Origin of the sequence: Agromyces albus, assembly GCF_004134825.1 — a bacterium.
Taxonomy (GTDB): Bacteria; Actinomycetota; Actinomycetes; order Actinomycetales; family Microbacteriaceae; genus Agromyces; species Agromyces albus.
This window is the reverse complement of sequence record NZ_SDPN01000029.1, coordinates 25,201-49,445: the sequence shown is the minus strand read 5'-3', so window position 1 is coordinate 49,445 and position 24,245 is coordinate 25,201. Positions and strand designations below refer to the sequence as shown.

The following is a 24,245-nucleotide window of genomic DNA, read 5'->3' as shown; positions in this document are numbered from 1 at the left end:
GAGGTGCCCGCCCTTCGCGAGCACGAGCACGCCGAGCGACGCCGAGAGCCGCTCGGCTTGCGCGAGCGCCTCGGGCCACGTCGCGGCGCGGCGCTCGCCCGCGAGCACGGCCTGCTCGTGCAGGTTGGGCGTGATGAGGTGGGCGAGGGGGAGCAGCTCGCGCAGGGCCGCCTCGGCGTCGGCGTCGAGCAGGCGGTCGCCGCTCGTGGCGATCATCACGGGGTCGAGCACGACGACGGGTGGCTTCACGCGTCGTAGCCAGTCGCCGACGGTGCGGATGATCTCGGCGTTCGCGAGCATGCCGATCTTCACGGCGTCGATCACGACGTCGTCACTCACGGCATCGAGTTGTTCAGCAAGGAACGACGCCTGCGGAACGTGCACGCTCCGCACGCCGCGCGTGTTCTGGGCGACGAGCGCCGTGACCGCCGACATGCCGTAGCCGCCGACCGCGGCGATCGACTTGAGGTCGGCCTGGATTCCGGCGCCGCCCGAGGGGTCGGTGCCCGCGATGCTGAGGACGCGAGGCACCCGGCGGCCGGTCGTGCCGCCGCCGCTCATCGCTCGCCCCATGCTGCCGCGAACCGTGCAGCTGCATCGCGCGGATCGGATGCCGCGCACAGCGCAGACACCACGGCGACTCCCGCCGCGCCGGCCGCACGAAGCGGCCCGACGTCATCGAGCGTGATGCCGCCGATCGCTACGCACGGCAGCTCCGCTGCGCGGGCGAACCGCGCGAACCCGTCGACGCCGAGCGCCGGCGGGTGGTCGGGTTTCGTCTTGGTGGGGTGGATGACGCCGACGCCCAGGTAGTCGACGGAGCCGCGCGGCATCCGCTCGACGGCAGCGAGATGCGTCGGATGGTTCGCCGTGAGCCCCACGATCGCGTCGGCGCCGAGGAGCTCGCGCGCCTCGAGCACGGTGTCGTCGCGCTGTCCGAGGTGCACGCCGTCGACGGGCACGCCGCGCTCACGGGCCGCGACGACGACGTCGAGCCGGTCGTTGAGGAGGAGTACCGCACGGCCGTCGATGACGCCGGCGAGCTCCTCGAGCTGGGCGAGCATCGTCGCGGCATCCGCCGACTTGTCGCGCAACTGCACCACGCGCACGCCGCCGGCGACGGCGCCGGCCACGACCGAGGCGACGCCGCGCGGCCCGCAGAGCGTCGCGTCGGTGACGAGGTAGAGCGAGAGGTCGAGCGCGGTTCGTGTGCTCACGACCGCACCAGCGCCGGGGCATCCGCGACCAGCAGGTCGGCACGTGCCACGAGGTCGTCGGCGGTGACGCTCGCGAGGGCGTCGAGGAAGAGCGGTCCGAAGGTGCCTGGGCCGGATGCCGGTGCCGCGGCGAGCTCGGCCGCGATCGTGTAGCTCACGGTGGCCGCTACGGTCGCCGCGAACGCGTCGTCGCTCACCGCGAGGAACGCCGCGGTCACCGCGCCGAGCGCGCAGCCGCCCCCTGTGATGCGGGTGAGCAGCGCGTCGCCGTTGCCCACACGCGCGATTCGGGTGCCGTCGGTGATGAGGTCGATCGCCCCGGATACCGCGACGACCGAGCCGTGCGCGGCCGCGAGTGCTGCCGCGGCATCCGCTGCCGATTCGGTGGAGTCGGATGCGTCGACGCCGCGGCCGCCCCCGCCGACACCCGCGAGCGCGATGATCTCGCTCGCGTTGCCGCGGATGGCCGTGGGCCGGTGCTCGAGCAACTCGTGCGCGAGCGCGGTGCGCACGGGCAGACCGCCGACCGCGACCGGATCGAGCACCCAGGGCGTGCCGGCCTCACGTGCAGCGGCGACGGCCTCGCGGGCGGCGTCGCGTTGCTCCTCGTGGGGTGTGCCGAGGTTCACGAGCAGGCCCGAGGCGATGCGCGCGAAGACACCCGCCTCCACGCGGATGTCGACCATCGCGGGCGCCGCCCCGAGGGCGAGCAACGCGTTGGCGGTGAAGTTGGTGACCACGCTGTTCGTGATGCAGTGCACCAGGGGCGTTGTGGCCCGCACACGGTCGAGCAGGGCGGCGGCATGCTCGGCCGGATCGGCAGGGCGGGCCGGGTTGGCAAGGCCAGCCGGGTTGGTCAGGTGGGCAGGGTCGACAGACAGACGATCGCTCAACGCAACATCCCTTCGCTAGTTCGAACTAGATCAGGTTCGACGGGTGTGATCTCAGCCGCATGGTGCGGCACCCCGTGTCACTGTCGGTCAGCCTAGCGGCTGCCCAGGTTTGCCGACTGCCGAGCTCGGCGTCAGGCGGTGACGACCGGCGGGCCGACCGGCACCTCGACCCAGTGCGCCGGCGCGGGCAGCATGATGCCGCCCGCCGCGAAGACGATCACCGCGAAGGCGTAGATCATGATCACGATCGCGAGCGCGCCGAGCACCATGGTGGCCGGTACGGCGAGCGAGACGCGCACGCCCGCGTTGCGGTAGCGCGGCACGGCCATGAACGACACGCACATGGCGATGGCGCCGAATCCCGTGATCCAGACGGTGCGCAACGCGTCGCCCTCGAGCGGTGCCGCCACGGCGAGCACGACCGCGCCGATTCCGAGCAGCAGGCCGGTCCACGCGAAGAAGCGCGCGAAGCCGATGCCGCCGATGTCGTCATCGCCGCTCCACCAGGGCCTTACGGGTTCGCTCATGCTCTCGATCGTACGACCTGCCCGGTGGTTGAGCAGCGCCGCCGAAGGCGACGCGTATCGAAACCACAACCCCGCCGGCGCGCTCTATGCTGTCGCGGTGGCATCCGTCGACCGGCTCTTCTCCTATGGAACCCTGCGCCTGCCCCACGTGCAGCGCGAGACGTTCGGCGCCGAGCTGCCGACCGCGCCCGATGTGCTCGCCGGCTGGCGGGTGCGCATGGTGCGGATCACGGATGCCGCGGTGCTCGCGTTGAGCGGCGAGGCCGAGCATCCCATCCTCGAGCACACCGGCGACCCGGCCCACCGTGTCGACGGCGCCGTGCTCGAGCTGACGCCCGCGCAGCTCGCTGCCGCCGACGAGTACGAGGTCGACGATTACCACCGCGTCGAGGTGACGCTCGAGTCGGGGCTGGTGGCGTGGGTGTACGTGGCGCGCTGAGCGGCGCCGATCGCCGTGACTCACGAGGTGGTTTCGATACGCGTCCGGCTTCGCCGGGCGCTACTCAACCACCGAGGCTTGCCGAGTCTGCGATGCCGTTCCCAATCGCTCGTGTGAATCCCGCCTCATGTGAGGCGAATCTCACATGAGCGGCGCCGGCGCTACCTGGGCATCTCGATCGGGCGATGTCCACCCCATTCCGGGAGCTGGATGATCGACGTAGCGTGAGCCTTAGAGACTCCAGCGCCCTTCGAACGAGCAAGGAGGCAGCATGCCGGCCGAAGAGGAGATGCCGTCGACGCTGGCGCGTTCCCCGAAGCACGCACAGGAGATCTGGACGAAGACCTTCGATGCCGCCGTCGAGACGTACGGCGATGGGGAGCTTGCGCGGCGCACGGCATTCTCGGCCCTGAAGCACCAGTACGAGAAGGTCGGCGACCACTGGGAGCAGAAGGAGCATCCGGGTCCGAGTGACAAAGGTGCCACCGATCGCAGCGGCGAGACGGCGGGCGGCGTCGACACCAACGCGTCGAAGGCCCACTTGTACGACATCGCGAAGCGGCTCGATGTGCCGGGCAGGTCGTCGATGTCGAAGGACGAGCTGATCGAGGCGATCCAGCGCGAGAACGATCGGCAGACGGCGGCGCGCCGGCGCCGGTGAGGCATCCCGGCGCGTCGGCGTGGGCTCAGCCCTGAGCTTGGTCGGGCAGTGGCGCGCCGTGCGGCAGTCCGTCGGCGAGTGATCCGGTCTCTCACTCGCGCGACCGATCTGTCTCGAGCGACCATCGGGATGTCTCTCTGCAAAATCGGTCAACTTGTAAACAGATCGACCGTTTTTTCAGGGCGATACCACCTTCGACTCCGCCCAACTCGACTCTGCGAGCGATACGCCCTCGGTCGACTGAGTTGACTCGGTCGACTCGGTGACCCTTCCGACTCGACTCAGCTCGGCGGCCGCACCTCGGGCCCGACGCCGTCGGGAGCAATCGTGTCGTCATCCGACTTGCCGCGATGCGCGATCGCGTCGGGATCGTCGTCGTCCTCGATCGTGACGGGCTGTTCGTCGACGCCGAGCGACTCCGGAACGAGGGCCGCGGCGCCGAAGTCGGTTCCGATGCTGCCGACCCCGGGGAAGCCGCCGGCCCGGTCTATGCCGGCATCGCCTCGGGTGTCGGTGGGGATAGTCCCGTGGTCGCGGGGGCCCTTCGGGGTTTTGTCGGTGCCCGTCGGCTTTTCGTCGGTGGCATCATCCATGGTGGCGTCATCCATGTCGGTCATGGTCGGTCCTTTCGTCCGCATTCTCACCCTCGCAGGCGTCGCGGGAGGGCGCACGGGGTTGACACCGCCGCGGCATCCGATGCCCGTTTGCGTGCGGTGACCCGGCATGGGTTGAGCTCCCCATCGCCCGCGCGAGGGCGCGAGGGTAGCGTCGTCGTGTTCGGCCAGGGAATCAAGGGAAATCCCATGGGGGGCTGACGGATGCTGGGACCGCTCGGTCATCGAGCGGTTGGAAAACCCGTGTGTGGTGAGCTGAACCTCTGATGGGCCGGCCAAGCGACCGGCCCATCACCAGCTTCGAATCCGACGTCATCCGCGCCGAAGAAACGCCGGCAGCGCGGCATCCGGAACCGCACTCAGCCTCGCGTTCGGCCCCAGCTCAGCATGCGCGACATCCAGTCCTTGCGGCCCAGTCGAAGCAGCTTCTTCCAGCCGGTCGATGCGGCGATAGGGGCCGGGGGAGCAGTCGGAGTCGGCCGTGCCGTCGCCGCGGGCGCCGGAACGCTCGGGGGAGCGGTCGTCGGTGTCGGTGTCGGAGCCGGAGCCGACTCCGGCGCAGACTCCGGCGTCGGCGCCGGCGCCGGCTCCGGAGTCGGCGCGCCGGCCGGGAGCGAGAACGCCAGCGTGCCGAACCCGAGCTGGTCGAAGCCGCCGCTGTTGGGTCCGTAGTCGCCGCCGCCGCCCTCGGGGCGCACCTGGGCCGCGATCTCGGCGACGTGCGGCGCACTGAGCCCTCGCCGCACCACGTAGTGGTTGTAGATGAGCTCCCACACGGGCCGCACATGGCCGCGGCCGGCCTCGGAGATGACGGTCTGCGACCGCCAAGCGCCGTTCACGCCGTGCTGCCAGCTGTAGGTCGTGAATGGCACATCGTGGCCGAGGTTGTACTTCGCAACGTACTCGGCGGCCTTAAGGAAGCGGTTGTCGTCGTAGCCGTAGAGGTCAATGCCCTGGTTCCACGCCATCTCGCAGAACGTGCCCATCTGGCCCATGCCCATCAGGGTGTGGCCCTGGTCGCGACCGCTCTCCTGCCACTGGGCGAGGCCGTCGGAGTGCAGGATCGGCACGGCATTGCCGATCGATCCGTTTCCGCCGCCGCTCTTGAAGTAGGTGACGGCCTGGTCGATGAGGTCTTGGCGATCGCAGAGGATGCCGATGGCGAGCACCGCGTTCATGTTGCAGAGATCCCAGTTCGCCCAGTAGTTCGAGATGTGCGCGCCGTTGTGCACAGTGAGGAAGTGGTTGTTCATGGGATAGAACACCCTGAGCAGCAGGTCTTGGGCGGCGGCGAGGTCGAATCCGGCATAGCCGCGCAGCAGATCAGCGGCGACGGCGAACTGGTATCCGTAGATTCCGACCGCGAGGAACCGATCGGCATTGCCGTTGACGGCGGTGAGCGTGCGCGACCAGACGTTGAGGATGTTGCTCGCCGTCGCCGCGTGGGCTTCGTCGCCCGAGACGTGCCAGCGCAACGCATTCTGGTAGGCGGCGTGGATGTCGTTGAAGAACGGCGCGTAATTCTGGCCGTCGCCGCCGCGCACCACCGTCGCGATGGGGCGCGGCGTCCAGCTCGCGCTCGAGTGCCGGTTGTTGACGAGGCGTTCCCAGCCGGCCGTCCACGGTTGGGCCCCGGCAGCGACCTGGGTGCGCATGCGGCTCAGATCAGCTGCGGTGTGGAGCATCCGTGGGTCGGATGCCCCGGCCGCATGAGCAGACTCGGGTGTACCCCAGAGCGGGCCGAGACCGGCGCTGGCGATTGCGACCGCCGAAAGTGTGAGGACCGACCGCCGGCTCACCGCAACGGACGTGAACGTTGTCTCGATTTTCATGTGTGTCTCCCGGTTGTCCCCCGGTGAAGCGAACACGGCCCTCGTCGAAGACCGTTCCGGCCATGCTAGGGGCCGCCTGCGACCCGTTGCAAACGCATATATATCTCACCTTCGGGCCCCGGTGGTTGAGTAGCGCCCGGCGAAGCCGGCCGCGTATCGAAACCACTTGTGCGCCGACGAATAGGCATTTATCCACCCCAGTGTCGATCTCCCCCAACCCCATTCGACGCCAGAATGAGAGCGGAACTACCGCCGGGAAGGAACATCATGCGCACCCTCATCGTCACCGAGTTCATCACCCTCGACGGAGTCATCGACTCGCCCGGCAGCGGATCGCACCCGCGAGCCGGCTGGACCTTCAAGGACGTGCCGTTCGTCGAGGAGGCATACGAGATCAAGGGTCGCGAGCAGCTCGAGGCCGGCGCGATGCTCATGGGCCGCGTCAGCTACGAGGAGTTCGCTCCGGTCTGGCCGACGATGGAGGAGGAGTTCGCCGAGTACAACGCGATGCCCAAGTACGTCGTCTCGAGCACGCTGACGGATCCCGAGTGGAACAACACGCAGGTGCTGCGCTCGCTCGACGACGTCGCGAAGCTCAAGCAGACCGAGGGCGGCAACATCATCGTGCACGGCAGCGCCACGCTCGCACAGGGCCTGGCCGCCGCCGGCCTCGTCGACCGCTACCACCTGCTCGTGTTCCCGATCCTGCTCGGCGACGGCAAGCGCCTCTTCGGCGGCGGCGACCCCTACACTCGCCTCGACCTCGTGGAGCACGAGGCGTACTCCAACGGTGTCACCAAGGCCGTGTTCAACGTCGTGCAGTGAGCCGTCGGCGCGTCAGCCGGCGGCCCGCTCACACCACGTCGACGCGGCAACGGATGCCGGGTGCCGCCGCAATCCGCCGGTCGCGCGTCAGCAGCGTCGCATCCGTCTCTTCCGCGAGCGCGACGTACGACGCGTCGTAGCTCGAGAGGTTGCTGCCGAGCTCCCATGCGCGGGTGGCGAGTGCCTCCCACGGCCAGAGGTCGATCGGCAGGTCGAGCAGGTCGGCATGCGCGAGCGCCGCCTCGGCGCCCGAGAGCAGCCGGGCGTTCATGCGGCGGCGCAGCACGTTCGCCACCTCGAACGGTAGGAGCGCCGGAGCAAGAACGGCAGCATCGCGCAGGCGGGACGCGATCACCTCTCCGGGCTCGCCGGGGTCGATCAGCAGCGTGACGATGGCGGATGCGTCGACAACGACCAGCGGGCGGTGTGCTCGCATCTCGCGCTGTTCCGAGCCTGCTCGGCGCGAGCTCCCGCGTCGGTCAGCGGTGGTCGGCATCGAGGTCGGCGAGCAGCTCTGCGGTGTCGAGCGGCGGATAGGTGCGTGCTCGCATCCTTGCGCGCATCAGCGCTTCGAGCGCACTCGGTCGCGCGGCAAGCGCCTCGAGCTCGCCGCTGAGGTACTCCTGCAGCGATTGCCCGCCTCGGGAAGCGCGCGCCGCGAGCTCGTCGCGCACTTCGTCGGGAACCGAACGGATCGTGATGGTGACGGGCATGCAGGCAGTTTATCGCAGGTGCATGCAAAATGCATGCACCGCGTCAGCCCAGCGAGCTCACGAACTCCCGCACCCGCGAGGCGATCTCGTCGGGCACCTCGCCGACCGTGAAGTGGCCGCCCTCTTCGAGTCGCTCGAACACGCGCAGGTCGAGATAGTGGCGACGTGCGAGCGACTCGGGGTAGGCGGCTTCGTGCCGCTGGATGAAGACCGCCGCCGGCACCGACGTGGGAGGGATGGGGTCGGGCTGGTCGGCCCCCTCGTAATACGGGCGGAACGACGACCCGATCGATTGCGTGACCCAGTAGATCATCGCTTCGGTGAGGATCCGGTCGCGCGAGATGCGCCGCTCGAGAGCTCGCGGGTCGCCCGGCGGGGTGTCACTCCACTCGACGAGCTTCTCGGCGAGCCACGCGAGGAGCCCCGCGGGCGAGTCGTTGAGTGCGGCAGCGAGCGTGTCGGGCCTGGTCGCCTGCACGTGCCCGTAAGCGCCGTCGACCTCATGCTTGGCCGCGATGCCGTCGAAGAAGGCGCGCTCGTCGGGCTCGGTGAGGGCAGCGCGTTCCTCGCTCGTGGGGAAGTGCGCGTGCGTGGCGATGATGCCGGCGATCTGCCCTGGGTGACGCGCCGAGATGAGGTCGCTGACGTTGGCCGTGACATCCTCGCCGTACGTGAAGTAGCGCTCATAGCCGAGCACCTCGGTCATGAGCGCGTGCATCGTCGCGGCCAGGCGCTTCTCGGACATCTCGCCGTCGGCGTATGGCGAAGAGAACGCGAATCCGGGCAGGCTCGCGACGACGACGTGGAAGTCGGGCAACCTATCGGCGAACTCGAGCTGCAGTGCGAACGTGTGCGGCCAGCCGTGCATCACGAGCAGAGCCGGGGCATCCGCTCGCTCGGATCTCACGTGCACGAAATGCACCGCGGCGTCGCCGATCTCGGCGATGAACTGCGGATGCCCGTTGAGCCATGCCTCGCGTGCTCGCCAGTCCCAGTCGATCCACGAGTCGACGAGCTCGCGCAGGTAGGCGGCGCTCATGCCCGCCGGGGGCCGCCGCGGTGAGTCGCCGAGCAGCCGGCTACGTGCGAGACGCGCCCGGAGATCGTCGATGACCTCGTCGGAGACGTGGAGCTCGAACGGTTGCAATGCGGTCATGCGCCGACCGTACTCTCGGCCGCCGACAGCGGCGTTGGCGGGATATCGCGTCAGCTCGGCAGCCGACCGTCGATGCCCAGTGCGAGGGAGCGGCCAGAATGGGCAGGTGACTCGTCGTGGACTGATCCTGTTCGCCGCGCTCGGGATCGCCTGGGGCGTCCCGTACCTGTTCATCAAGGTGGCGGTGACCGAGCTCGACCCCGCGATGGTGGTCCTGGCGCGGTCGGCTCTCGCGGCGATCCTGTTGCTGCCGCTCGCGTTCTTCCGGCGCGAAGTGTGGCCGGTGGTGCGGCGGTGGAAGCCGATGCTCGCCTACACGATCGTGGAGATCGTGCTCCCGTGGTACTTCCTGAGCTCGGCCGAGCAGCGCCTGCCGAGCTCCACCGCGGGGCTGCTGCTGGCCACCGTGCCGCTCGCGGGCGTCGCCATCGCCTTCGCGATGGGGCGGCCCGCGCAGCTCTCCCGCATGAACTGGGCAGGCATCGCCCTCGGCATGCTGGGCGTCGCGGCGCTCGTCGGTTTCGATATCGGCGGGTCCGACCTGATCGCCGTCGCGGAGATGGCGGTCGTTGTGGTCGGGTACGCGTTGGGCCCGGCGATCCTCGCCCGATGGATGTCCGACCTGCCGGGTGTCGGCGTCGTCGCCGTGTCCCTTGCCGGCACCGCGATCGTCTACGTGCCCTTCATGCTGCTGACCGATGGCTGGCCGAGTGTGTGGCCGTCCGAAGCGGCCATCGTGTCGATCGTCGTCCTCGCCGTCGTCTGCAGTGCGCTCGCGTTCCTGCTCATGCTCGCGCTCGTCACCGAGATCGGTCCCGTGAAGGCGACGACGATCACCTACGTCAATCCCGCCGTCGCCATCGTCGCCGGTGTCCTCGTGCTCGGCGAGCGAGTCACGGTCTGGACGGTCGTCGGGTTCGTCCTCGTGCTGCTCGGCTCCTACCTCGTGACGCGCCGTCGGCGGGAGACGATCGCGCCGGCGGAGCTCGAAGAGGCATCCGTCGAGCAGGTCCGCTAGCCAGCTGTCGCCGAGGCTCAGTCGGGAATCCCGGCCGCGAGCTCCTCGAACACGTCGCGTACCTCGTCGTGCACGGCGAGGGGTGCCGACTGCCCCATCCACAGCGATTGCAGGTCGGCGCGACCCTGGCGGATCGCCTCCACGCGGAACTTCCCGGTCATCCAGTTCTGCACCGGGAACGGGGCGATCACGCCGCCCTGCTCGATCTCGCGGATGAAGCGGTTGGCCGCGCCGCGGGCGAGCCGTCCGCTCATCGCGCGCGTGAGCACCGTGTCGTGTGCCGCCGTCGCGCCGATCGCCGCACGGTGCGCGTCATTCGCTGCCGACTGTCGCGTGCGCAGGAAGGCCGTGCCGACCTGCACGCCGGCCGCGCCAAGCGCGAAGGCCGCCGCGACGCCGCGCCGATCGGCGATGCCGCCCGCGGCGATGACGGGCACGCCGACCGCATCGACCACCTGGGGGATGAGCGAGATGGACCCGACGAGCGCCCGCTCGGGCCGACGGAGAAACGACACGCGGTGCCCGCCCGCCTCCATCCCCGTTGCGACGATCGCGTCGACGCCGCTCTCCTCCAGCGCCACGGCCTCGTCGACCGAAGTCGCTGTGCCAACCAAGCGGATGCCGCGCGCCCGCGCACTCTCGACGACGCCCTCGGCCGGCACGCCGAACACGAAGCTTGCCACGGCCGGCCGCGCCTCGAGCACGGCGTCCCACTGCTCGTCGAACGACGGCAGGTACTGGGCGGGTGGCTCGGTCGGCACTGGCACTCCGACCTCATCGAAGAAGGGTCGGAGCGCCTCGACGGCGTCGTCATAGTCGGAACGCGGGAGCGGGGCATCCGCCTCGGGGTCGGTCAGCGGCAGCCAGACGTTGAGGTTGAACGGTCGGCTCGTGGACGCGCGGATCGCCGACGCCGCCTCGGCGATGCGGCCGGCGTCGTACCCGTAGAGTCCGAACGAGCCGAGCCCGCCGAGCTCGCTCACGGCGGCAGTGAGCTCGACCGACGAGAGCCCACCGAACGGGCCGAGCACAATCGGCTGATCGATGCCCAGCATCGCCGTGAGGTGATTCATGCGGTCCGTCATCTCGTCGCTCCTCGTGCCCGGGTTGCAGTGTCCGTGCTTCGTCCAACCTACGGCCGGCCGCCAAGGCTCCGACCAAGACAGTCGACAAGTGCACGAGCGATCGATCCGTCGCCATCGAGCCGTGGATTGAAAATCGTGACATCGAAGCCGACGGCATGCCGGCTGTCGATGGCGACCCTCAGCACGTGCTCGAGCTCATCCCAGGTCAGCCCGCCCGGAGCACGGTAGTCGACGGCCGGCATCACGGCATCGTCGAGCACATCGCAATCGAGATGGATCCAGAAGCCGTCGAGCTCCGGGCGCACGAGTTGTTCCAGCGCTTCATGCGCGGCGTCTTCGACGCCTCGTCGTCGAACCTCCTGGAGGTCGATCATCCTGATGCCCGTGTCCTCGATGCGCTGGCTCCCGAATTCCGCCGCCGTGTCGGCGTCACGCCGCGCGAACTGCACGACGTCGTCGTCGCGAACGAGCGGGCGCTTCCCCTCGAGATCTGCGACGACATCCGGCCCTCGGCCCGTCGCCAGGGCCAGATCCATCGAAGCGGCCTCACCGTTGGGATCGGCTTCCGGCTGGTAGAAGTCGGCGTGGCCGTCGAGGTGCAGCAATCCGTAGCGCCCGCGGCGACGGAGCGCCAGCATGGGGCCCAGAACGACGGTGCAGTCACCGCCGAGCACGAGCGGGATCTCGCCGCTGTCGAGCACCTCGCTCGTCGCGTCAGCGAGGGTGCGAGAGTAGTCGCGGATCGCGGTCGGATTCAGCATGTTCGTCGCCGAATCTCGTTCCGGATCGTACGGCGGCGGAATCACCTGCCCCGCGTGACGCGCGCCGAGGGCGTCGGCGAGACCGGCATCGAGCAGCGCCTCGGGGAGGCGTTCAACACCCCGGGGGAAGAGCCCGAGCACCGACGGGGCTTCGAGGATCGCGTATCCGCCCACGACTCCCATTGTGCCGTCATCGGCAAGGTCCCACCCATCAGCCCTCAACGAGACAGGGCGTCAGATCCCAGCGGTCACTGCACGGTGGTGAAGATCGCGTCGTCGTACTCGAAGCTCGGCGCGATCTCCATCGTGAGCGAGTTCGGATCGGCGACCGACCACGCGGACCGCCACGTGACGGACTCTCCCGGAAGGATCACCGTCGTCGGCGCGATGCCGACGTCTTGGCCGTCACCCGTGATGTCGAAGATCTGGCTCCCCTCCTGGCCGCCCGACGACAGGCGCTCGTAGGGGAAGGGCTCGAGGTTCTCGGTCGAGTTGTTGACGATCGTCAAAGTGAAGACGACGTTGTGCGGAAGGTCGGCACCGGCCGCGTACTCGCTCGGGGTGTAGGGCTCCGGAACCGAGACCGAGAGTTCGACGCCGTTGTCCCAGATCATGGACTGTCCGAACGCGAGGTTGCCGACCGGCTCGGGTTCGACTTCCTCGACCGGCTCGTCGGCGACGGGGAGGTCTTCAAGGTCCTCAGCAGCTTCGGATGCCTCGGCGATGAGCCCGTCGATATCGCCGAACGCCTCGTCGAACGAGGTCGCGACGACGGTGAAGAACACGACGAAGCCCACGATCGTGCCGAGGATCGAGACGATGAGCCCGGTGATCGCCGGCCACTTCCTGCCCTTGAGGAACAGCGCGACGATCGAGAGCACGAAGGCGATCGGCAGCAGGATCCAGCCGACGATCAGCGCGCCGGGGATGCAGGCGAAGATGAACCCCAGCGCCGCGACGGCGAGCGCGATGATCCCGAGAACGTGCGGTTTGGTGGCGGGCGCTGCCGGGGCCGTCGGTGGGGCCTCCGCCGTCGCCACCGGGCTGCCCGTTGCCGCAGCCGCGTAGTAGGGCGACGGCGCGGCGGGTGTCGGCGCGATCGGGTCGACGGGCGGGACGATCGCGGTCGGCGCGTCGCCTGCGGCCGTCGCTTCCGGCGCGGCGGATGACTCAGTGGCGGGAGATTCAGCGGCGGATGCCTCGCCCGACGCGTCGGCGGGCGGCTGCGTCGCACCCGGGCCGGGCGCCCGGTGCTCCGTCCAGACGTTCCCGTCCCAGTACCGGAGACCGCCGGTGCCGTCGTCGTACCATCCTGCCGGGGTCTTGCTCGGGTCGCTCATGTTCTCGATAGTGGCAGAACGCGCCCACCGCCAAGTGGGCGGAAAGGCCCCAGATCGGGGTACACGACGTGACCGGCGGGCCGTCGATTCCGCAGGGGGACGCAGCCTCCCAACCCAGAAAGGGGTGGCCGGCTGTCACGCACTCGCGTGGCAGCCGGCCACCCCTTGTCGCCCTGTGGCGTTCTCCGCGCCTACGCGGCGGCGGCGGACACGCTCACAGCGGCCCGCAGCCCGTCGACGAGCGGCGTCGTCGGGCGCCCGATGAGGCGCGACAGCGTGCCATCCGACTCGGCGAGCACGCCGTTGCGAATACCAGTGTCGATCGCGGCGACGAACCCGGCCGTGCCGGCATCCAGACCGAAGCCCTCGAGCGCGGCCACGTGCTCTTCGGTCGAGAGCGACACGTAGGTCACCTCACGCCCGACGACCTCCGACGCGGCGGCGGCGAGCTCGGAGTAGCTCCACGCGACATCGCCGCCGAGCTCGTACACCTGGCCGATGTGGCCGTCTTCGAGCAGCACCACGGCGGCCGCTTCCGCGAAGTCGACACGGGAGGCGCCCGCGACGCGTCCCTCGCCCGCCGACGACGCGATGACGCCGGTCTCGGCGGCGCGCGCGACATCCGCTGCGTAGTTCTCGGCGTACCAGTTGTTGCGCACGATCACGGCGGGAACGCCCGAGGCGGCGATGGCCTCTTCGGTGGCCTTGTGCTCGGGGACGATCGCGAAGTCGGCAGTGGTGGCGCGGGTGGCGCTCGTGTACACGAGCTTCGTGACGCCGGCGGCCTTGGCGGCGTCGATCACGTTCTGGTGCTGCGCTGCGCGGCTGCCGAACTCGGTGCCCGAGACGAGCAGCACGGTGTCGACGCCCTCGAGCGCGGGGGCGATGGTCTCGGGGCGTGCGTAGTCGAGTTCGACGGTGCGGATGCCGCGAGCCGCGAGGTCCGCGAGCTTCGACGTGTCGCGCGAGCTCGCCACGATGGTGGCGGGGTCGGCGCCACGGGTGAGCAGTGACTCGACGACGAGGCGGCCGAACTGACCTGAAGCGGCGGTGACGAGGATGGTCATGGTGTTCCTTTCGATTGGGACACCAGCTGCAACCGGATGCCGCGCGCTTACCTTCCCTCGCGAAGGTACCCACTTCTTGGTAAGGTACCCACATGACGGTAAGTCTTGCTGAGATCCGGCGCACCTCGGGCGAAGTTTTCACCGAGGGATGCCCCACCCGCGTCGTGCTCGACCACATCATGAGCAAGTGGGGCGTGCTCGTGCTGCTCGCGCTCACCGACGGCACCCTGCGCTGGGGCGAGTTGCGCCGCGAGGTCGAGGGCATCAGCGAGAAGATGCTCGCCTCCACGCTGCGCCAGCTCGAGGCCGACGGGTTCGTGGAGCGCACCTCCTATCCCGAGGTGCCGCCGCGCGTCGAGTACGAGCTGACCGACCGCGGGCGTGAACTGATGGAGCGGATGCTGCCGCTGGTCGAGTGGGTCGCGGCGAACGCCGGCGACGTCCTCAAGGCCGACCTCATTGCGGGGCGCGGGTAGAGGAAGAGCTGGTCGCGAGCCAGCGGCGAAGTTCAGCCATGCCGATGCGCACTGCTGCGCCGATCGGCGCTGACGCCCTACCATCGGACGTGCGCGGGTGCCCGCCCGCCGCATTCGAACCGCCCCGACGACCGCCCAACCCGATCCGCCGACACGACGGACCGACTTCCCCCTGGAGTCCGGTTGACTACGCCCGTTGACGACGAACACGTGTCGGGCTCGGGCGCGCCCTTGGCGGAGCTCGAGCGAGACGACGATCGGGCCGGTGCACACGCGCGGCGTCTCGAGATTCCGGCGATCGACCCGCCGAGGCATCCGCTCGCCGAACGGCCCAGGTACTTCTTGAGCTCGCTGGAACCGAGCGGCGACTACGACGCGGTCATCGTGACCGTCTCCGACGGCGAGCGGCGGCGGTACTTCACGACCCGCGACGGCGCGCAGCTCACCGAGGTCGACGAGGAGTCGTTCGAGCGCCGGCGTGAGAGCGGAGTGCGTTCCCTGCTCGAGCTCGATGAGCGGGAGCTCGGCGAGCTGGAGGTCGAGCTGAGGTTCGTGCGTCCGGTTCGCGGGCGCGATCCGATCGCGGAGGCGGCCGAGTCTGCGGCCGACGCAGCGACACGTGAAGAGGCCGAGCCGGAGCCGGTGCCGGCAGCATCCGAAGCGGCCGAGGCTCCGGCCGATCCTACGAACGAGGACGACGACGCGGAGGTGGACCCGGTGACCGAGGAGTTCGAGGAGATGGTGATGGAGTCGACGATGATGACGTCCGAGGGCATGGAGGGCAGCGGCATCCGGAGAAGCGGGTACGTGCCGGCGGTCGAACCCGAACCGGCGCTGCTCCCGATCCCGTCGGCCGAATCGATGTCGGCGACCGACGCGATCGCGCAGGTGTCGCTCGCGAAGGGCATCTCGTTCATCGCGCACCGCGGCCGGCTCGACAAGAGCGGTGCGCCGTACATCGACCACCCCGGACGCATCTCCGAGCGCTTCGACCCGGTCACCGAGCCCATCGAGGCCGCGGCCGCGTGGCTGCACGACGTGCTGGAAGACACGGCCGTCACGGCCCAAGAGCTGCTCGAGGCCGGACTGATTCCCGAGATCGTCGAGGTCGTGGAAGTGCTCACGCGCACCCCTGAGGTCTCGCTCGACGAGTACTACGCACGCATCCGCCGCGACCGGATCGCGCGCCGCGTGAAGCTCGCCGATATCGACGACAACACCGCGCGGTGGCGTCTGCGCCGCCTCGAGTACGAAACCCAGTTGCGCCTCGTGGAGAAGTACCGCTACGCGCGTCAGGCGCTCGGCGCCGACTGACGATCGCCCTCGGCGGGTTATCCCGACGTGCTGCTTCGGGAGTGGTTCTCGCGCGCGCGGAGCGCCACTTCGATGTCGTCGAGCAATGCGGGGGCATGCTCCGTGACGGTGTTCCAGAGACGTGCATTGTCGAGGCCGGCGTAGTTGTGTGCTGCGACGTTTCGCGTGGCGCGCAATCCATCGCGGGCCAGCGCGGGGAGCGATAGCGTGACCTCTTCGGGCAGCTCGCGCGTGACGAAGTCAGCGAGATGGATCACCGCGAGCATGCCGACGTCGTAACTGTCGGATCCAGCCGCGATGAAGGCTTCGCGGCCATCGCGAGCGGCGCGCGTGAACCGAGATCGAAGACGAGCCACCTCGCCGAGTAACCGCTCCACATCGATGTTCGCTGACTCGCTCGACCTCGGTCGTGCCCGGAATCCCGAGCGGGGAGCCTCATCGCTCACAGGGGCACCGCTTCACTCCGGATCGCTCGAACGATGGCGTCATCCGGATCATCGACCACGGCGTCGACGGGGAAACCGACGATGCGCGCGACCTCGTCACGAAATGCCGCGAGCGTGAGGAAGTCGACATCGTCACGGGCGCTGACGAGGAGGTCGACATCGCTGTGCTCAGTGTCGGTTCCACGGGCCGCCGAACCGAAGACGCGGATGTCGCTGACGCCGAAGCGGGGGCCCAGCTGGCGAATCTGCGCCGCGAACAGTTCGAGGGGAATCGAGGGCCGGAGCTTTGCAGCATGAAGGATGCGGGAGAGCAGCTCCTCGCTGGGATCGCGGGCGCCCGATTCGATTGCTGCCAGGTTCGGCTGTTTCACGCCGGAACGCCGAGCCAGTTCGCGCTGGGACAGACCGGCGTCCTCCCGCGCCCGGCGGACGAGCGCGGCGGCTGAAGTCTCGGACGGCATGCTTGAGTATATCGCGCTGATATCAGCGACGTGCTGACGTTCGCGCGTCAGCCTCCAGCCGACCGCTGGTCGACCTCTCGCCTGAGCCGGTCGTCATCGAGGCCGAGAAGCTCGAACGTCTCGCGAATCTTGGCCGCGGCCTCAGGACGCTTCTCCTCCAGGCAGTCGACCAGCCGCAGACCTTCATTGCTCACCTCGCCCAGGGATCCCAACAGCGAGGTGGCCGTCGAGAGCGGCACGATGATCGTTCTGACCGATTCAAGCGATCCCGTCGCTTCGCCGGCGGACTCCACGACGTAGCGCAACGAACCGCCGAGCGCCGCCCGCTCTTGCGCGCAGACGGTCGTATCCACTTCCGTGCCTTCGAACACGTCGGGCTCGATGCCGACGCTTCCGAGGTACTTGTCGATCTCACCGTCGGACGCCATGATCCGCATGATCTCCGGGTAATCATCGTCAGTGATCTCGATCGTCGGTTCGAGACCTGTTTGTGCATCAGCCATCTCGATCTCCCCCTCGGCGGCGCAACGCTGCACCCCTATCGGTGCGGAATTTACTCCGCACGCCCCCTAGAGGCAACGCCTTGAACTCGACCTCGAGCCCGCCGGCTCCTTGAAGACGGGCCGGCGAGCTCGCTGGCGACCGTCACGCCGTCGCCGCCGCAACGGCGCGCATCCGGCTCAGCGCCTCCACGACGAACTCCGCGTCGCGTCCCATGCCCATGAGCGTCTCCGAGACGACCGAGTACTGGAACGGCATGCCGACGAACGCCAGCCCGGGGCATCCGCTCGCCATTCCCCGGTGCTCGATCGGGAGGCCGGCGGCATCCGTCACGCCGTCGATCGCGATCCAGCTGAGGTCGGGGCGCGATCCCGTGCACCAGATCACCGTCGCTGCGTCGATGACGGTGCCGTCGGCGAGCACCGGGCGGCCTGCCTCGACACGGTCGATGCGAACCACGCGAACGACGCCAGCACGCTCGAGGTCGGCGGGCTTGTTGCGCACGAGCATGACGCCGTGGTCGAGCCCCTCGGCCCTCGCCGCGCGACCCTTGGCGGTGTCGATCGTCGTGCGCAACAGGAAGCGCACGAAGATCCCGCTCACGAGGTTGCCGATCGGCTTGTCGATGTCGACCGGCACGTGCCCCGGATGCCGCCCGGCGAGCGTCACCGCGTGGCCGTTGCGCGACGCCTCGAGCGCGACATCCGTGCCCGAATTCCCGGCGCCGACGACGAGGACGGGGCCGTCGGCGAGCTGCTCGGGTCCGCGATAGTCCATGGAGTGCAGCTGCCGGATCGACGGGTCGAGCTCGGCCGCGAACGCGGGCGCGACGGGGATGCGATGCGCACCCGCCGTCACGATGACGTGGTCGGCGACCACCTCGCCGCCGCTGTCGAGTTCGAGTCGGAACCGTCCGCCGGCGAGCCGGGTCAACTCCACGACCCTGGTCGACAACCGCACGGGCAGATGGAAGTGCTGCACATATCGCTCGAAGTAGTCGGCGAGCTCCGTGGCGGTGGGGTAGCCGAATCGACCCACATCGGGCCGCAGCCCGGGCAGGCTCAGGAACGGACGCGGCGTGAACAGGCGCAGCGAACGGTACCGCTCCCGCCACGAGTCGCCGACTCTCGCGTGGTCGTCGAACAGCTCGAAGCGGATGCCGCGATCGGCGAGCCGCTTGCCGACGAGGAGTCCTGCGGCGCCGGCGCCGACGACTGCGGTGTCGAGTGTGGTGGTGAGCATGGTGGCCTCCTGGTCGGGCTGATGCGGAGTCGCATCGCGTCACCCTTCACGCGGTGGGGGTGCCAGCGTACGCCCGCGCCCTGGCGTCGTCATCAGTGGTGTCCCTACGGTGGCCCGCTGAGGGGCCCGTCACCCGGCGGCGTCGCGGTCGGGCCAGATCGCGATGTCGACCTTGTTGCCTGCTGGGTCGGCGAGCGTCCACCACCCGTGCCCCTCCGGTTCGTCGGCGATCCGCCCGCCGGCCGCGAGCGCTGCATCGACGCGCGCCCGGCCGACGGCACGCGGCACCGAGACGTCGAGGTGGAACGCGTGCCGCAACGGCTTCTCCGCCGCGAGCTGCTGGAACCACAAGCTCGGTCCGCGGCCCTGGAGGTCGACCAAGTCTTCGGAGCCGTGCTCGGCGTAGCCGAACAGTTCGCGCCAGAACGGGCGCACGTCGTCATCGGGCTTCGACGCGATCGCCACTTGGATCGTCTGCACTTGCGACGGGTCGGATGCGGCGCCGAACTCGCGCGAGGTCGTTGAGACGCGCCGTGCGAGGTCGAGATCGGCATCGACGAGCTCGGTGAAGTCGCGGGCAAGCCGAACGGCCAGGCCGTCGGCGCGGACGTCGAGGTGCAGCCGATCCGCCCCGTGCAGCTCGGCGAGCGCGCCGGCGAGCTGTGCGCTGCGGGAGAGCGACCGGGTGCGGAACCACGCCGCCGGTCCCCAGAAGCAGACCGGCCAGTCGTCGAGATCGGATGCCTCGCGAAACGCTCTGAACATGCGCTCGCCTCGCTCGAGGTCGGCGGGGCCGGCGGCGACGAGGGGAGCGCTCCTCGGCTCCGCAGGCGTCTCGGGCGCATTCCGGCCGACCGCGAGGTCGTCGCCATAGCGCGCAGCCTCCGCCTGCGGCACCGGCAGGTCGGGCCAGGTGACGAGGTCGACTTTGTTGCCCGCGGCATCCGCGCACGTCCAGTACCTGGGGGAGACATTACGGGCGAGGCGCCCATCGGCGGCGAGCGCCGCGTCGAATCGCCGAACCGCGGTCTCGCGAGGCACGGCCAGGTCGATGTGCATCGCGTGCCGCAACGGCTTCGCCGGGTCGAGCTGTTGGAACCACACCGTCGGCCCACGACCGCGCGGGTCGACGAGATCGTCGCCCGCGTTGTCGGCGTACCCGAGCACCGCCCGCCAGAACGGCAGCACCTCGTCGACGGGCAGTCGCGTCGCGATCACCATCTGCATGTCCTGCGTGCGATCGGGGCGGGCGGCGAGCCCGCGCTCGCCGGCGGCGGCCGAGATCGCACGGGCCCGTTCGGCCGCGCCGTCGTCGAGGTCCAAGAGGTCGGCGTGCAGGCGCACCGTGACACCGTTGGGTCGCACGTCGATGAGCGGCGGATGCTCCGCGAGCTCGCCGAGCGCCGCGATGGCATTGGCGAACGCCGTCCCGGCGCGCACCGACTCGGCGGCGAAGTGCGCGATTGGCCCGCAATACAGCACCCGCCAGTCGTCCACGCCTCCTGCGGCATGGAATGCGAGCCGATGCTCCTCACCCATGGGATCCCCTTTCCCCGACGACGAGGAACATATCGGAACGGCACCTCGATCCGGAACCCCGTTCGCGGCATCCGCGGTGGCTCGCCCACGCTGCGTCAGTCGCGGCATCCGCTTCCGTTGACGAATGATCCGCGCGCCCCTCGGCGCGCTACGGCCCACCGGCACCGCGGCGGGAGTACGCTCTCGCCCAAAGGACAACGCAGCGCGACATGGGCGGCCTCGGCCGCGACGAGGAGGCGAAGATGGTCCCCGAGATCAACTACTGGGCAGTTCTGCTGGCGACGGCGTCGAGCATGGCCGTCGGAGCGATCTGGTACGCGCGGGCGGTGTTCGGCACTCGGTGGGCGAAGCTCGCGAACGTCGACATGGACCGCCCGGGTGCGAGCGCGGTGATGCCGATCGTCGTGACGCTGCTCGTGAGCTTCGTGACGGCGTGGGTGCTCGCGGGCGCCTCGACGATCGCGTGGCACTTCTACGGCGGCAGCTATCTGATGGCGGCGATCTTCACGGCGCTGATCCTGTGGGCGGGCTTCACGGCCGCGAGGTTCATCACCCACGACGCCTTCGAGGGACGCCCTTCGTCGCTCACCGTGATGAACATCGCGCACGAGCTCGTGACGCTCGTCGTCATGGGCATCATCATCGGCGTGTGGCCTCCGGCCGGCACCGTCTGAGACGCAGCGCGGGCGGCGTTCCACGCGACCCGGCCATTCTGTGGGCTCGGATAGGGCGCGCCCTGTGTGGTCACCGCGCGAGGAGCGCGCCCATGACGGCCGACCACAGGCTGAGGAACGCGACCGGTATCGCGGCCACCACCGCGGCCACAACCGAGACCATCCACCCCTTCCGGCGACGGCGCGCGCGCCCGATCGCCGCATGCAGCCGGTCGAACGCGGCGTGGTCGACGACGTCGGTCTCCGGCATCCGCTTCCATGCCGCGGGCTGGGCCGCCACGGCCGCGAGGTGCTGCACCTGCGCAGGCGTCAGGGTGACCGGATGCCGCTGCAGCCAGCCCACCAGCTGATGATCGTGCAGCAACGCGACGTCGTACGGTCGCTCGCGCACCGTCATCCGTCGTGCGCCGACGATCGCGACGACCGGCGTCACGTCGACGAGCATGCGGGCGGCGACCGACAGCAGCTTCGACGTTCGCTTCGCCTCGTACGCTGCGTTCCGCAGGTGATCGGTGCGCTGCCCGTTCACGAGCACGCGCTTCGCGCCCACCCACACGTGCTGCCCGCGGTGGTGCTTCGTGTTGATCGTGAACACTCCGGCCGGCCCGATCACGACGTGGTCGAGGTCACTCGCGCCGGTGCCGACCGGTACTGAGTGCAGCACGTACCAGCCGGGTCCGAGCGTGGCGAGGCGCCGGGCGACCTCGAGTTCGCCGAGCGCGCCGACGTACCAGGGCTCGGCGTCGCGCCCGAGCGGTGAGACCCCGAAGAAGCGCTGCACCGCCGTGTTCTTCCGGACGGTCGCCTGCACGCGCAGGCACTCGGCGATGACGGATGTGGCGGGGCGACGGACGCCGAGCGATTGGGTAACGACGTGCTCGTTCAGATCGTCTCCAGTTCCGGCAATACCCCCTCGGGCGGGAGCAGGGTCGCGCCATCTTCTCACCGGCGTCTCGGGAGGGGGAGGCCCAGAACGCGGGGTAGCGCCAGTCGCTGAAGCCGGAGTCGCGCGTGCCCTAGTGCGCGAGTTCGCCTTCAGAAGCAATTCGAACACTCGTCATGTCGATCTCGCCTGATCTCGTTCGACGCCTGAGTAGAAGCATCCTTCGAGGCATCCGTTTCGAAGCATCCGCTCACTCAGCGAAGGAAGAAGATCATGTCAACACCTCGGGCACTTCGGCCCTTGCGCAACGCGTCGTACCGGTGGCTCGCGGCGGCTCTCGTGTCGTCGCTCGTCGGCTCGGGCATCTGGATGGTCGGCCTGGTCTGGCAGATCGTCGACATCGGCGGCGGCGCGGCGGAGCTCTCGCTCGTCGCCGGCGCATCCGCGGTCGGGATGCTGCTGACGACCTTGCTCGGCGGCGCGCTCGCCGACCGTATTCCGCAGCGACGGATCCTGCTCGTCGTCGAGATCGTGCGGGCCGCGAGCGTGGGCATCGTCGCCCTGCTCTCACTGACCGGCACGCTGGCGGTCTGGCAGCTCGCGGCGGTCGCGCTCGTCGGTGGCGTCATGGCGGGGCTGTACTACCCGGCCTACTCGGCGCTGCTGCCGAGCGTCGTGCCCGAAGACCAGCTGCTCGCCGCGAACGGCTTCGAGGGGATGGCGCGTCCGGTGCTCATGCAGGCCGGCGGCCCGGCGCTCGCGAGCGGGCTCATCGCGATCTCGTCACCTGGCGCCGCGCTCGCCGTCGCTGCGTTGACCGGCCTCGTGGCGGCGGTGTGCATCCTGAAGCTCCCCGAGTTGCCGGTGCGCGGCGAGCGCCCCGAGGCCGAGAGCGGCGGCACGCGGCATCCGGCCGTCGCCCTGCTCGTCGACGTGCGCGAGGGCTTCGTCTACATGGTGCGCACGCCGTGGCTGCTCGGCACGCTCACGTTCGCGTCGCTGCTGATCTTCCTCATCATGGGACCGTTCGAAGTGCTCGTGCCGTTCGTGATCAAAGACGTCGCCGGCGGCGGCCCCGGCGACCACGCGCTGATCCTGGCGGCGTTCGGCATCGGCGGGGCGGTCGGGTCGATGGTCGTGGCGTCGCTGCGCCTGCCGCGCCGCTACCTGACCGTGATGAACCTGCTCTGGGCGCTCGGATGCCTCCCCCTCGCGGTGTTCGGACTGACGGACCAGATCTGGGTGATGGTGCTTGCCGCCTTCCTCGTCGGCGCGGCGTTCAACGGCGGCGTCGTGATCTGGGGCACGCTGCTGCAGCGCCGGGTGCCGCCTGAGATGCTCGGCCGCGTCTCGAGCCTCGACTTCTTCGTGTCGCTCGCGTTCATGCCCGTGTCGATGGCGTTCGCCGGGCCTGCGGGGGAGTCGCTCGGGCTGCCGGTCGTGTTCCTCATCGCTGGCGTCGCACCGCTGGTGATCGGTGTGGTCGCGATCATCGCAGCACGGATGACCCGCGACGAGATCGCGCACCCGCTCGACACGGTCGACGAGTCGACGGATGCCGCCGAGGTGGCGTCGCCCCGACCGGATGACGCGGAGGTCCCCCGCTCGTCGGCGCGTGAACTCGCGGCGACCGCCAACTGAGCTGCGCTGAGTTGCGATTGGGCCCGGGTCATGGACACCCCGGCGCCCTACAACCCCAGCTTCGCCAGGATCTTCGGGAACTCCACCGTGATCGCACGCCAGAGCAACTCGTCGTCGGTGCCGGTGTAGTCGTGCGCGATGAAGTTGCGCGTCGCTCGGATGCCCGCCCAATCGACATCGTCGTGTGCGTCGCGGAAACTCGCCGGGAGTCGCTCTGCCGCGGTCGAGAGGTCGATAACCACCGATTTCGCGATGCGCCGCTGGTCGTCGTCTTCGGGGTCGAAGAAGCGCTCGCGCCCGCGGGTGACAACCCGGGCCGCAGTGACGCCGAAGCGCCGGATGTCGTCGAGGATCGCCTTGACCCGTGACGGGTCGTCGCGCGTCACAGCGGCACGGCCTCGGAAATGATGCGCTCGAGCACCGGGCTGTGGCCCCGGTCGGAGACAACGTCGACCGAGGTGCCGAGCATCGCCTCCGCGTCGATCATGAAGCCGGCGAGATCGAAGAGGGAAGCCTCGGGGCCGGGGTGCACGAGCAGATCGACGTCGGATCGATCATCGGCGTCGCCGCGGGCGACCGACCCGAACACGCGGAGGTTCGAGAGCCCGCGCCGAGCAGCGGCTTCGATCAGCGAGTCGCGCGCATCCCGCACCCGCGCCAGGTGGGGGGTCTGCAGCACGCGGTCGAGCCGTTCGATCGTGTCGCGGTTCGGCATGCGTCGGCCGACCTCGTAGGCGGACACATTCGGTTGCGGCACGTCGGCGCGCTCCGCCAGCTCTCGCTGGGTGAGCTTCGCCGCGATGCGGCGCGCCCGGAGTTCGGTGCCGTAGCTCGTGCCGGAGGCCATGACGGCAGTATATCGCGGCGATATACGGCGGGCCATCGTCTCAATGCGCACGCTACTGTCGTCTCGTCCGCCC

At 69.5% G+C, this 24,245-nt stretch carries 29 protein-coding genes and 1 riboswitch; of the genes, 8 read left to right on the top strand and 21 right to left on the bottom strand.

Annotated elements, in window-relative coordinates; genetic code table 11:
- The 4 genes from ESP51_RS14290 to ESP51_RS14275 form a co-directional block, all read right to left on the bottom strand.
- On the bottom strand, window positions 1–561 hold a 561-nt coding region (locus tag ESP51_RS14290), incomplete at its 3' end, for a bifunctional hydroxymethylpyrimidine kinase/phosphomethylpyrimidine kinase (protein ID WP_241843181.1).
- On the bottom strand, window positions 558–1,217 hold the full coding sequence (thiE, locus tag ESP51_RS14285) for a thiamine phosphate synthase (protein ID WP_129521567.1): 660 nt from the start codon (window positions 1,215–1,217) through the stop codon (window positions 558–560). The genes ESP51_RS14290 and thiE, both read right to left, overlap by 4 nt.
- Window positions 1,214–2,011, bottom strand: coding sequence for a hydroxyethylthiazole kinase (gene thiM / locus ESP51_RS14280; RefSeq protein ID WP_479683768.1), 798 nt, complete (start codon window positions 2,009–2,011; stop codon window positions 1,214–1,216). The genes thiE and thiM overlap by 4 nt, the downstream gene beginning before the upstream one ends.
- Window positions 2,012–2,100: 89 nt before the next feature.
- A riboswitch (TPP riboswitch) is annotated at window positions 2,101–2,195 on the bottom strand.
- Between the two features lie 46 nt (window positions 2,196–2,241).
- Window positions 2,242–2,637 carry a hypothetical protein gene (locus ESP51_RS14275; protein WP_129521566.1) on the bottom strand — a complete coding sequence of 132 codons (396 nt, stop codon included), beginning with the start codon at window positions 2,635–2,637 and terminating at the stop codon, window positions 2,242–2,244.
- On the opposite strand from ESP51_RS14275, the gene ESP51_RS14270 reads away from it, so the two are divergent.
- Together ESP51_RS14270 and ESP51_RS14265 are read left to right on the top strand one after the other, a co-directional pair.
- Window positions 2,636–3,076, top strand: coding sequence for a gamma-glutamylcyclotransferase family protein (locus ESP51_RS14270; protein WP_129521565.1), 441 nt, complete (start codon window positions 2,636–2,638; stop codon window positions 3,074–3,076). The two genes, ESP51_RS14275 and ESP51_RS14270, sit on opposite strands and share 2 nt — an antisense overlap.
- Window positions 3,077–3,347: 271 nt before the next feature.
- Window positions 3,348–3,737 (top strand): ChaB family protein, encoded by a 390-nt coding sequence (locus tag ESP51_RS14265; RefSeq protein ID WP_129521564.1) that lies wholly within the window; start codon window positions 3,348–3,350, stop codon window positions 3,735–3,737.
- 281 nt (window positions 3,738–4,018) lie between these two features.
- Here the strand turns inward: ESP51_RS14265 and ESP51_RS14260 are convergent, their stop codons facing one another.
- Both ESP51_RS14260 and ESP51_RS14255 read right to left on the bottom strand, forming a co-directional pair.
- Complete coding sequence (locus ESP51_RS14260; protein WP_129521563.1) at window positions 4,019–4,354, bottom strand: hypothetical protein; 336 nt, start codon at window positions 4,352–4,354, stop codon at window positions 4,019–4,021.
- A gap of 356 nt (window positions 4,355–4,710) precedes the next feature.
- Window positions 4,711–6,036 (bottom strand): alginate lyase family protein, encoded by a 1,326-nt coding sequence (locus ESP51_RS14255; protein WP_206737319.1) that lies wholly within the window; start codon window positions 6,034–6,036, stop codon window positions 4,711–4,713.
- Window positions 6,037–6,450: 414 nt separating this feature from the next.
- On the opposite strand from ESP51_RS14255, the gene ESP51_RS14250 reads away from it, so the two are divergent.
- Window positions 6,451–7,008: a dihydrofolate reductase family protein gene (locus ESP51_RS14250; protein ID WP_129521561.1), complete on the top strand. Its 558-nt coding sequence runs from the start codon at window positions 6,451–6,453 to the stop codon at window positions 7,006–7,008.
- A 28-nt stretch (window positions 7,009–7,036) separates the two neighbouring features.
- Here the strand turns inward: ESP51_RS14250 and ESP51_RS14245 are convergent, their stop codons facing one another.
- From ESP51_RS14245 to ESP51_RS14235, 3 genes are read right to left on the bottom strand one after another with little or no spacing between them, the layout of a single operon-like run.
- Window positions 7,037–7,444, bottom strand: a complete 408-nt coding sequence (locus ESP51_RS14245; RefSeq protein WP_129521560.1) for a type II toxin-antitoxin system VapC family toxin — start codon at window positions 7,442–7,444, stop codon at window positions 7,037–7,039.
- A 43-nt stretch (window positions 7,445–7,487) separates the two neighbouring features.
- Entirely contained in the window at window positions 7,488–7,721 is a 234-nt protein-coding gene (locus ESP51_RS14240; RefSeq protein ID WP_129521559.1) for a FitA-like ribbon-helix-helix domain-containing protein, read from the bottom strand.
- 43 nt (window positions 7,722–7,764) lie between these two features.
- Entirely contained in the window at window positions 7,765–8,877 is a 1,113-nt protein-coding gene (locus tag ESP51_RS14235) for an epoxide hydrolase family protein (protein WP_129521558.1), read from the bottom strand.
- Window positions 8,878–8,983: 106 nt separating this feature from the next.
- Between ESP51_RS14235 and ESP51_RS14230 the strand changes: the two genes are divergently transcribed.
- On the top strand, window positions 8,984–9,895 hold the full coding sequence (locus ESP51_RS14230) for a DMT family transporter (RefSeq protein ID WP_129521557.1): 912 nt from the start codon (window positions 8,984–8,986) through the stop codon (window positions 9,893–9,895).
- A gap of 17 nt (window positions 9,896–9,912) precedes the next feature.
- On the opposite strand, the gene ESP51_RS14225 is transcribed toward ESP51_RS14230, so the two are convergent.
- From ESP51_RS14225 to ESP51_RS14205, 4 genes are all read right to left on the bottom strand, one after another.
- Window positions 9,913–10,980, bottom strand: coding sequence for an NAD(P)H-dependent flavin oxidoreductase (locus ESP51_RS14225; RefSeq protein WP_241843180.1), 1,068 nt, complete (start codon window positions 10,978–10,980; stop codon window positions 9,913–9,915).
- A 47-nt stretch (window positions 10,981–11,027) separates the two neighbouring features.
- Entirely contained in the window at window positions 11,028–11,915 is an 888-nt protein-coding gene (locus ESP51_RS14220; protein WP_206737318.1) for an arginase family protein, read from the bottom strand.
- Window positions 11,916–11,989: 74 nt separating this feature from the next.
- On the bottom strand, window positions 11,990–13,081 hold the full coding sequence (locus ESP51_RS21095) for a DUF2510 domain-containing protein (RefSeq protein WP_241843179.1): 1,092 nt from the start codon (window positions 13,079–13,081) through the stop codon (window positions 11,990–11,992).
- A 191-nt stretch (window positions 13,082–13,272) separates the two neighbouring features.
- A complete protein-coding gene (locus ESP51_RS14205) occupies window positions 13,273–14,148 on the bottom strand; it encodes an SDR family oxidoreductase (protein WP_129521555.1) in 876 nt (291 codons plus the stop codon).
- 92 nt (window positions 14,149–14,240) lie between these two features.
- On the opposite strand from ESP51_RS14205, the gene ESP51_RS14200 reads away from it, so the two are divergent.
- Both ESP51_RS14200 and ESP51_RS14195 read left to right on the top strand, forming a co-directional pair.
- Window positions 14,241–14,624: a winged helix-turn-helix transcriptional regulator gene (locus tag ESP51_RS14200; protein ID WP_129521554.1), complete on the top strand. Its 384-nt coding sequence runs from the start codon at window positions 14,241–14,243 to the stop codon at window positions 14,622–14,624.
- Between the two features lie 183 nt (window positions 14,625–14,807).
- Window positions 14,808–15,938 carry a hypothetical protein gene (locus ESP51_RS14195; RefSeq protein ID WP_129521553.1) on the top strand — a complete coding sequence of 377 codons (1,131 nt, stop codon included), beginning with the start codon at window positions 14,808–14,810 and terminating at the stop codon, window positions 15,936–15,938.
- A 17-nt stretch (window positions 15,939–15,955) separates the two neighbouring features.
- Here the strand turns inward: ESP51_RS14195 and ESP51_RS14190 are convergent, their stop codons facing one another.
- From ESP51_RS14190 to ESP51_RS14170, 5 genes are all read right to left on the bottom strand, one after another.
- Window positions 15,956–16,204 carry a HepT-like ribonuclease domain-containing protein gene (locus ESP51_RS14190; RefSeq protein WP_129521552.1) on the bottom strand — a complete coding sequence of 83 codons (249 nt, stop codon included), beginning with the start codon at window positions 16,202–16,204 and terminating at the stop codon, window positions 15,956–15,958.
- A gap of 176 nt (window positions 16,205–16,380) precedes the next feature.
- On the bottom strand, window positions 16,381–16,845 hold the full coding sequence (locus ESP51_RS14185; protein ID WP_129521551.1) for an XRE family transcriptional regulator: 465 nt from the start codon (window positions 16,843–16,845) through the stop codon (window positions 16,381–16,383).
- A gap of 47 nt (window positions 16,846–16,892) precedes the next feature.
- Window positions 16,893–17,348: a hypothetical protein gene (locus ESP51_RS14180; RefSeq protein WP_129521550.1), complete on the bottom strand. Its 456-nt coding sequence runs from the start codon at window positions 17,346–17,348 to the stop codon at window positions 16,893–16,895.
- Between the two features lie 142 nt (window positions 17,349–17,490).
- On the bottom strand, window positions 17,491–18,588 hold the full coding sequence (locus tag ESP51_RS14175; protein ID WP_129521549.1) for a flavin-containing monooxygenase: 1,098 nt from the start codon (window positions 18,586–18,588) through the stop codon (window positions 17,491–17,493).
- 129 nt (window positions 18,589–18,717) lie between these two features.
- Window positions 18,718–20,127: a VOC family protein gene (locus ESP51_RS14170; RefSeq protein ID WP_129521548.1), complete on the bottom strand. Its 1,410-nt coding sequence runs from the start codon at window positions 20,125–20,127 to the stop codon at window positions 18,718–18,720.
- 242 nt (window positions 20,128–20,369) lie between these two features.
- Here ESP51_RS14170 and ESP51_RS14165 point away from each other — a divergent pair, with 242 nt between their 5' ends.
- Complete coding sequence (locus ESP51_RS14165; RefSeq protein WP_129521569.1) at window positions 20,370–20,801, top strand: DUF1761 domain-containing protein; 432 nt, start codon at window positions 20,370–20,372, stop codon at window positions 20,799–20,801.
- A 70-nt stretch (window positions 20,802–20,871) separates the two neighbouring features.
- On the opposite strand, the gene ESP51_RS14160 is transcribed toward ESP51_RS14165, so the two are convergent.
- The gene (locus ESP51_RS14160; RefSeq protein WP_164990527.1) at window positions 20,872–21,612 is read right to left on the bottom strand and encodes a nuclease-related domain-containing protein; all 741 of its coding nucleotides are present in this window, start codon (window positions 21,610–21,612) and stop codon (window positions 20,872–20,874) included.
- Window positions 21,613–21,957: 345 nt separating this feature from the next.
- Here ESP51_RS14160 and ESP51_RS14155 point away from each other — a divergent pair, with 345 nt between their 5' ends.
- A complete protein-coding gene (locus ESP51_RS14155) occupies window positions 21,958–23,325 on the top strand; it encodes an MFS transporter (RefSeq protein ID WP_164990526.1) in 1,368 nt (455 codons plus the stop codon).
- Between the two features lie 47 nt (window positions 23,326–23,372).
- On the opposite strand, the gene ESP51_RS14150 is transcribed toward ESP51_RS14155, so the two are convergent.
- Both ESP51_RS14150 and ESP51_RS14145 read right to left on the bottom strand, forming a co-directional pair.
- On the bottom strand, window positions 23,373–23,711 hold the full coding sequence (locus ESP51_RS14150) for a HepT-like ribonuclease domain-containing protein (protein WP_129521545.1): 339 nt from the start codon (window positions 23,709–23,711) through the stop codon (window positions 23,373–23,375).
- Window positions 23,708–24,172 carry a helix-turn-helix domain-containing protein gene (locus ESP51_RS14145; RefSeq protein WP_129521544.1) on the bottom strand — a complete coding sequence of 155 codons (465 nt, stop codon included), beginning with the start codon at window positions 24,170–24,172 and terminating at the stop codon, window positions 23,708–23,710. Before ESP51_RS14145 ends, ESP51_RS14150 begins: the two co-directional genes overlap by 4 nt.
- Window positions 24,173–24,245 lie beyond the last annotated feature (73 nt).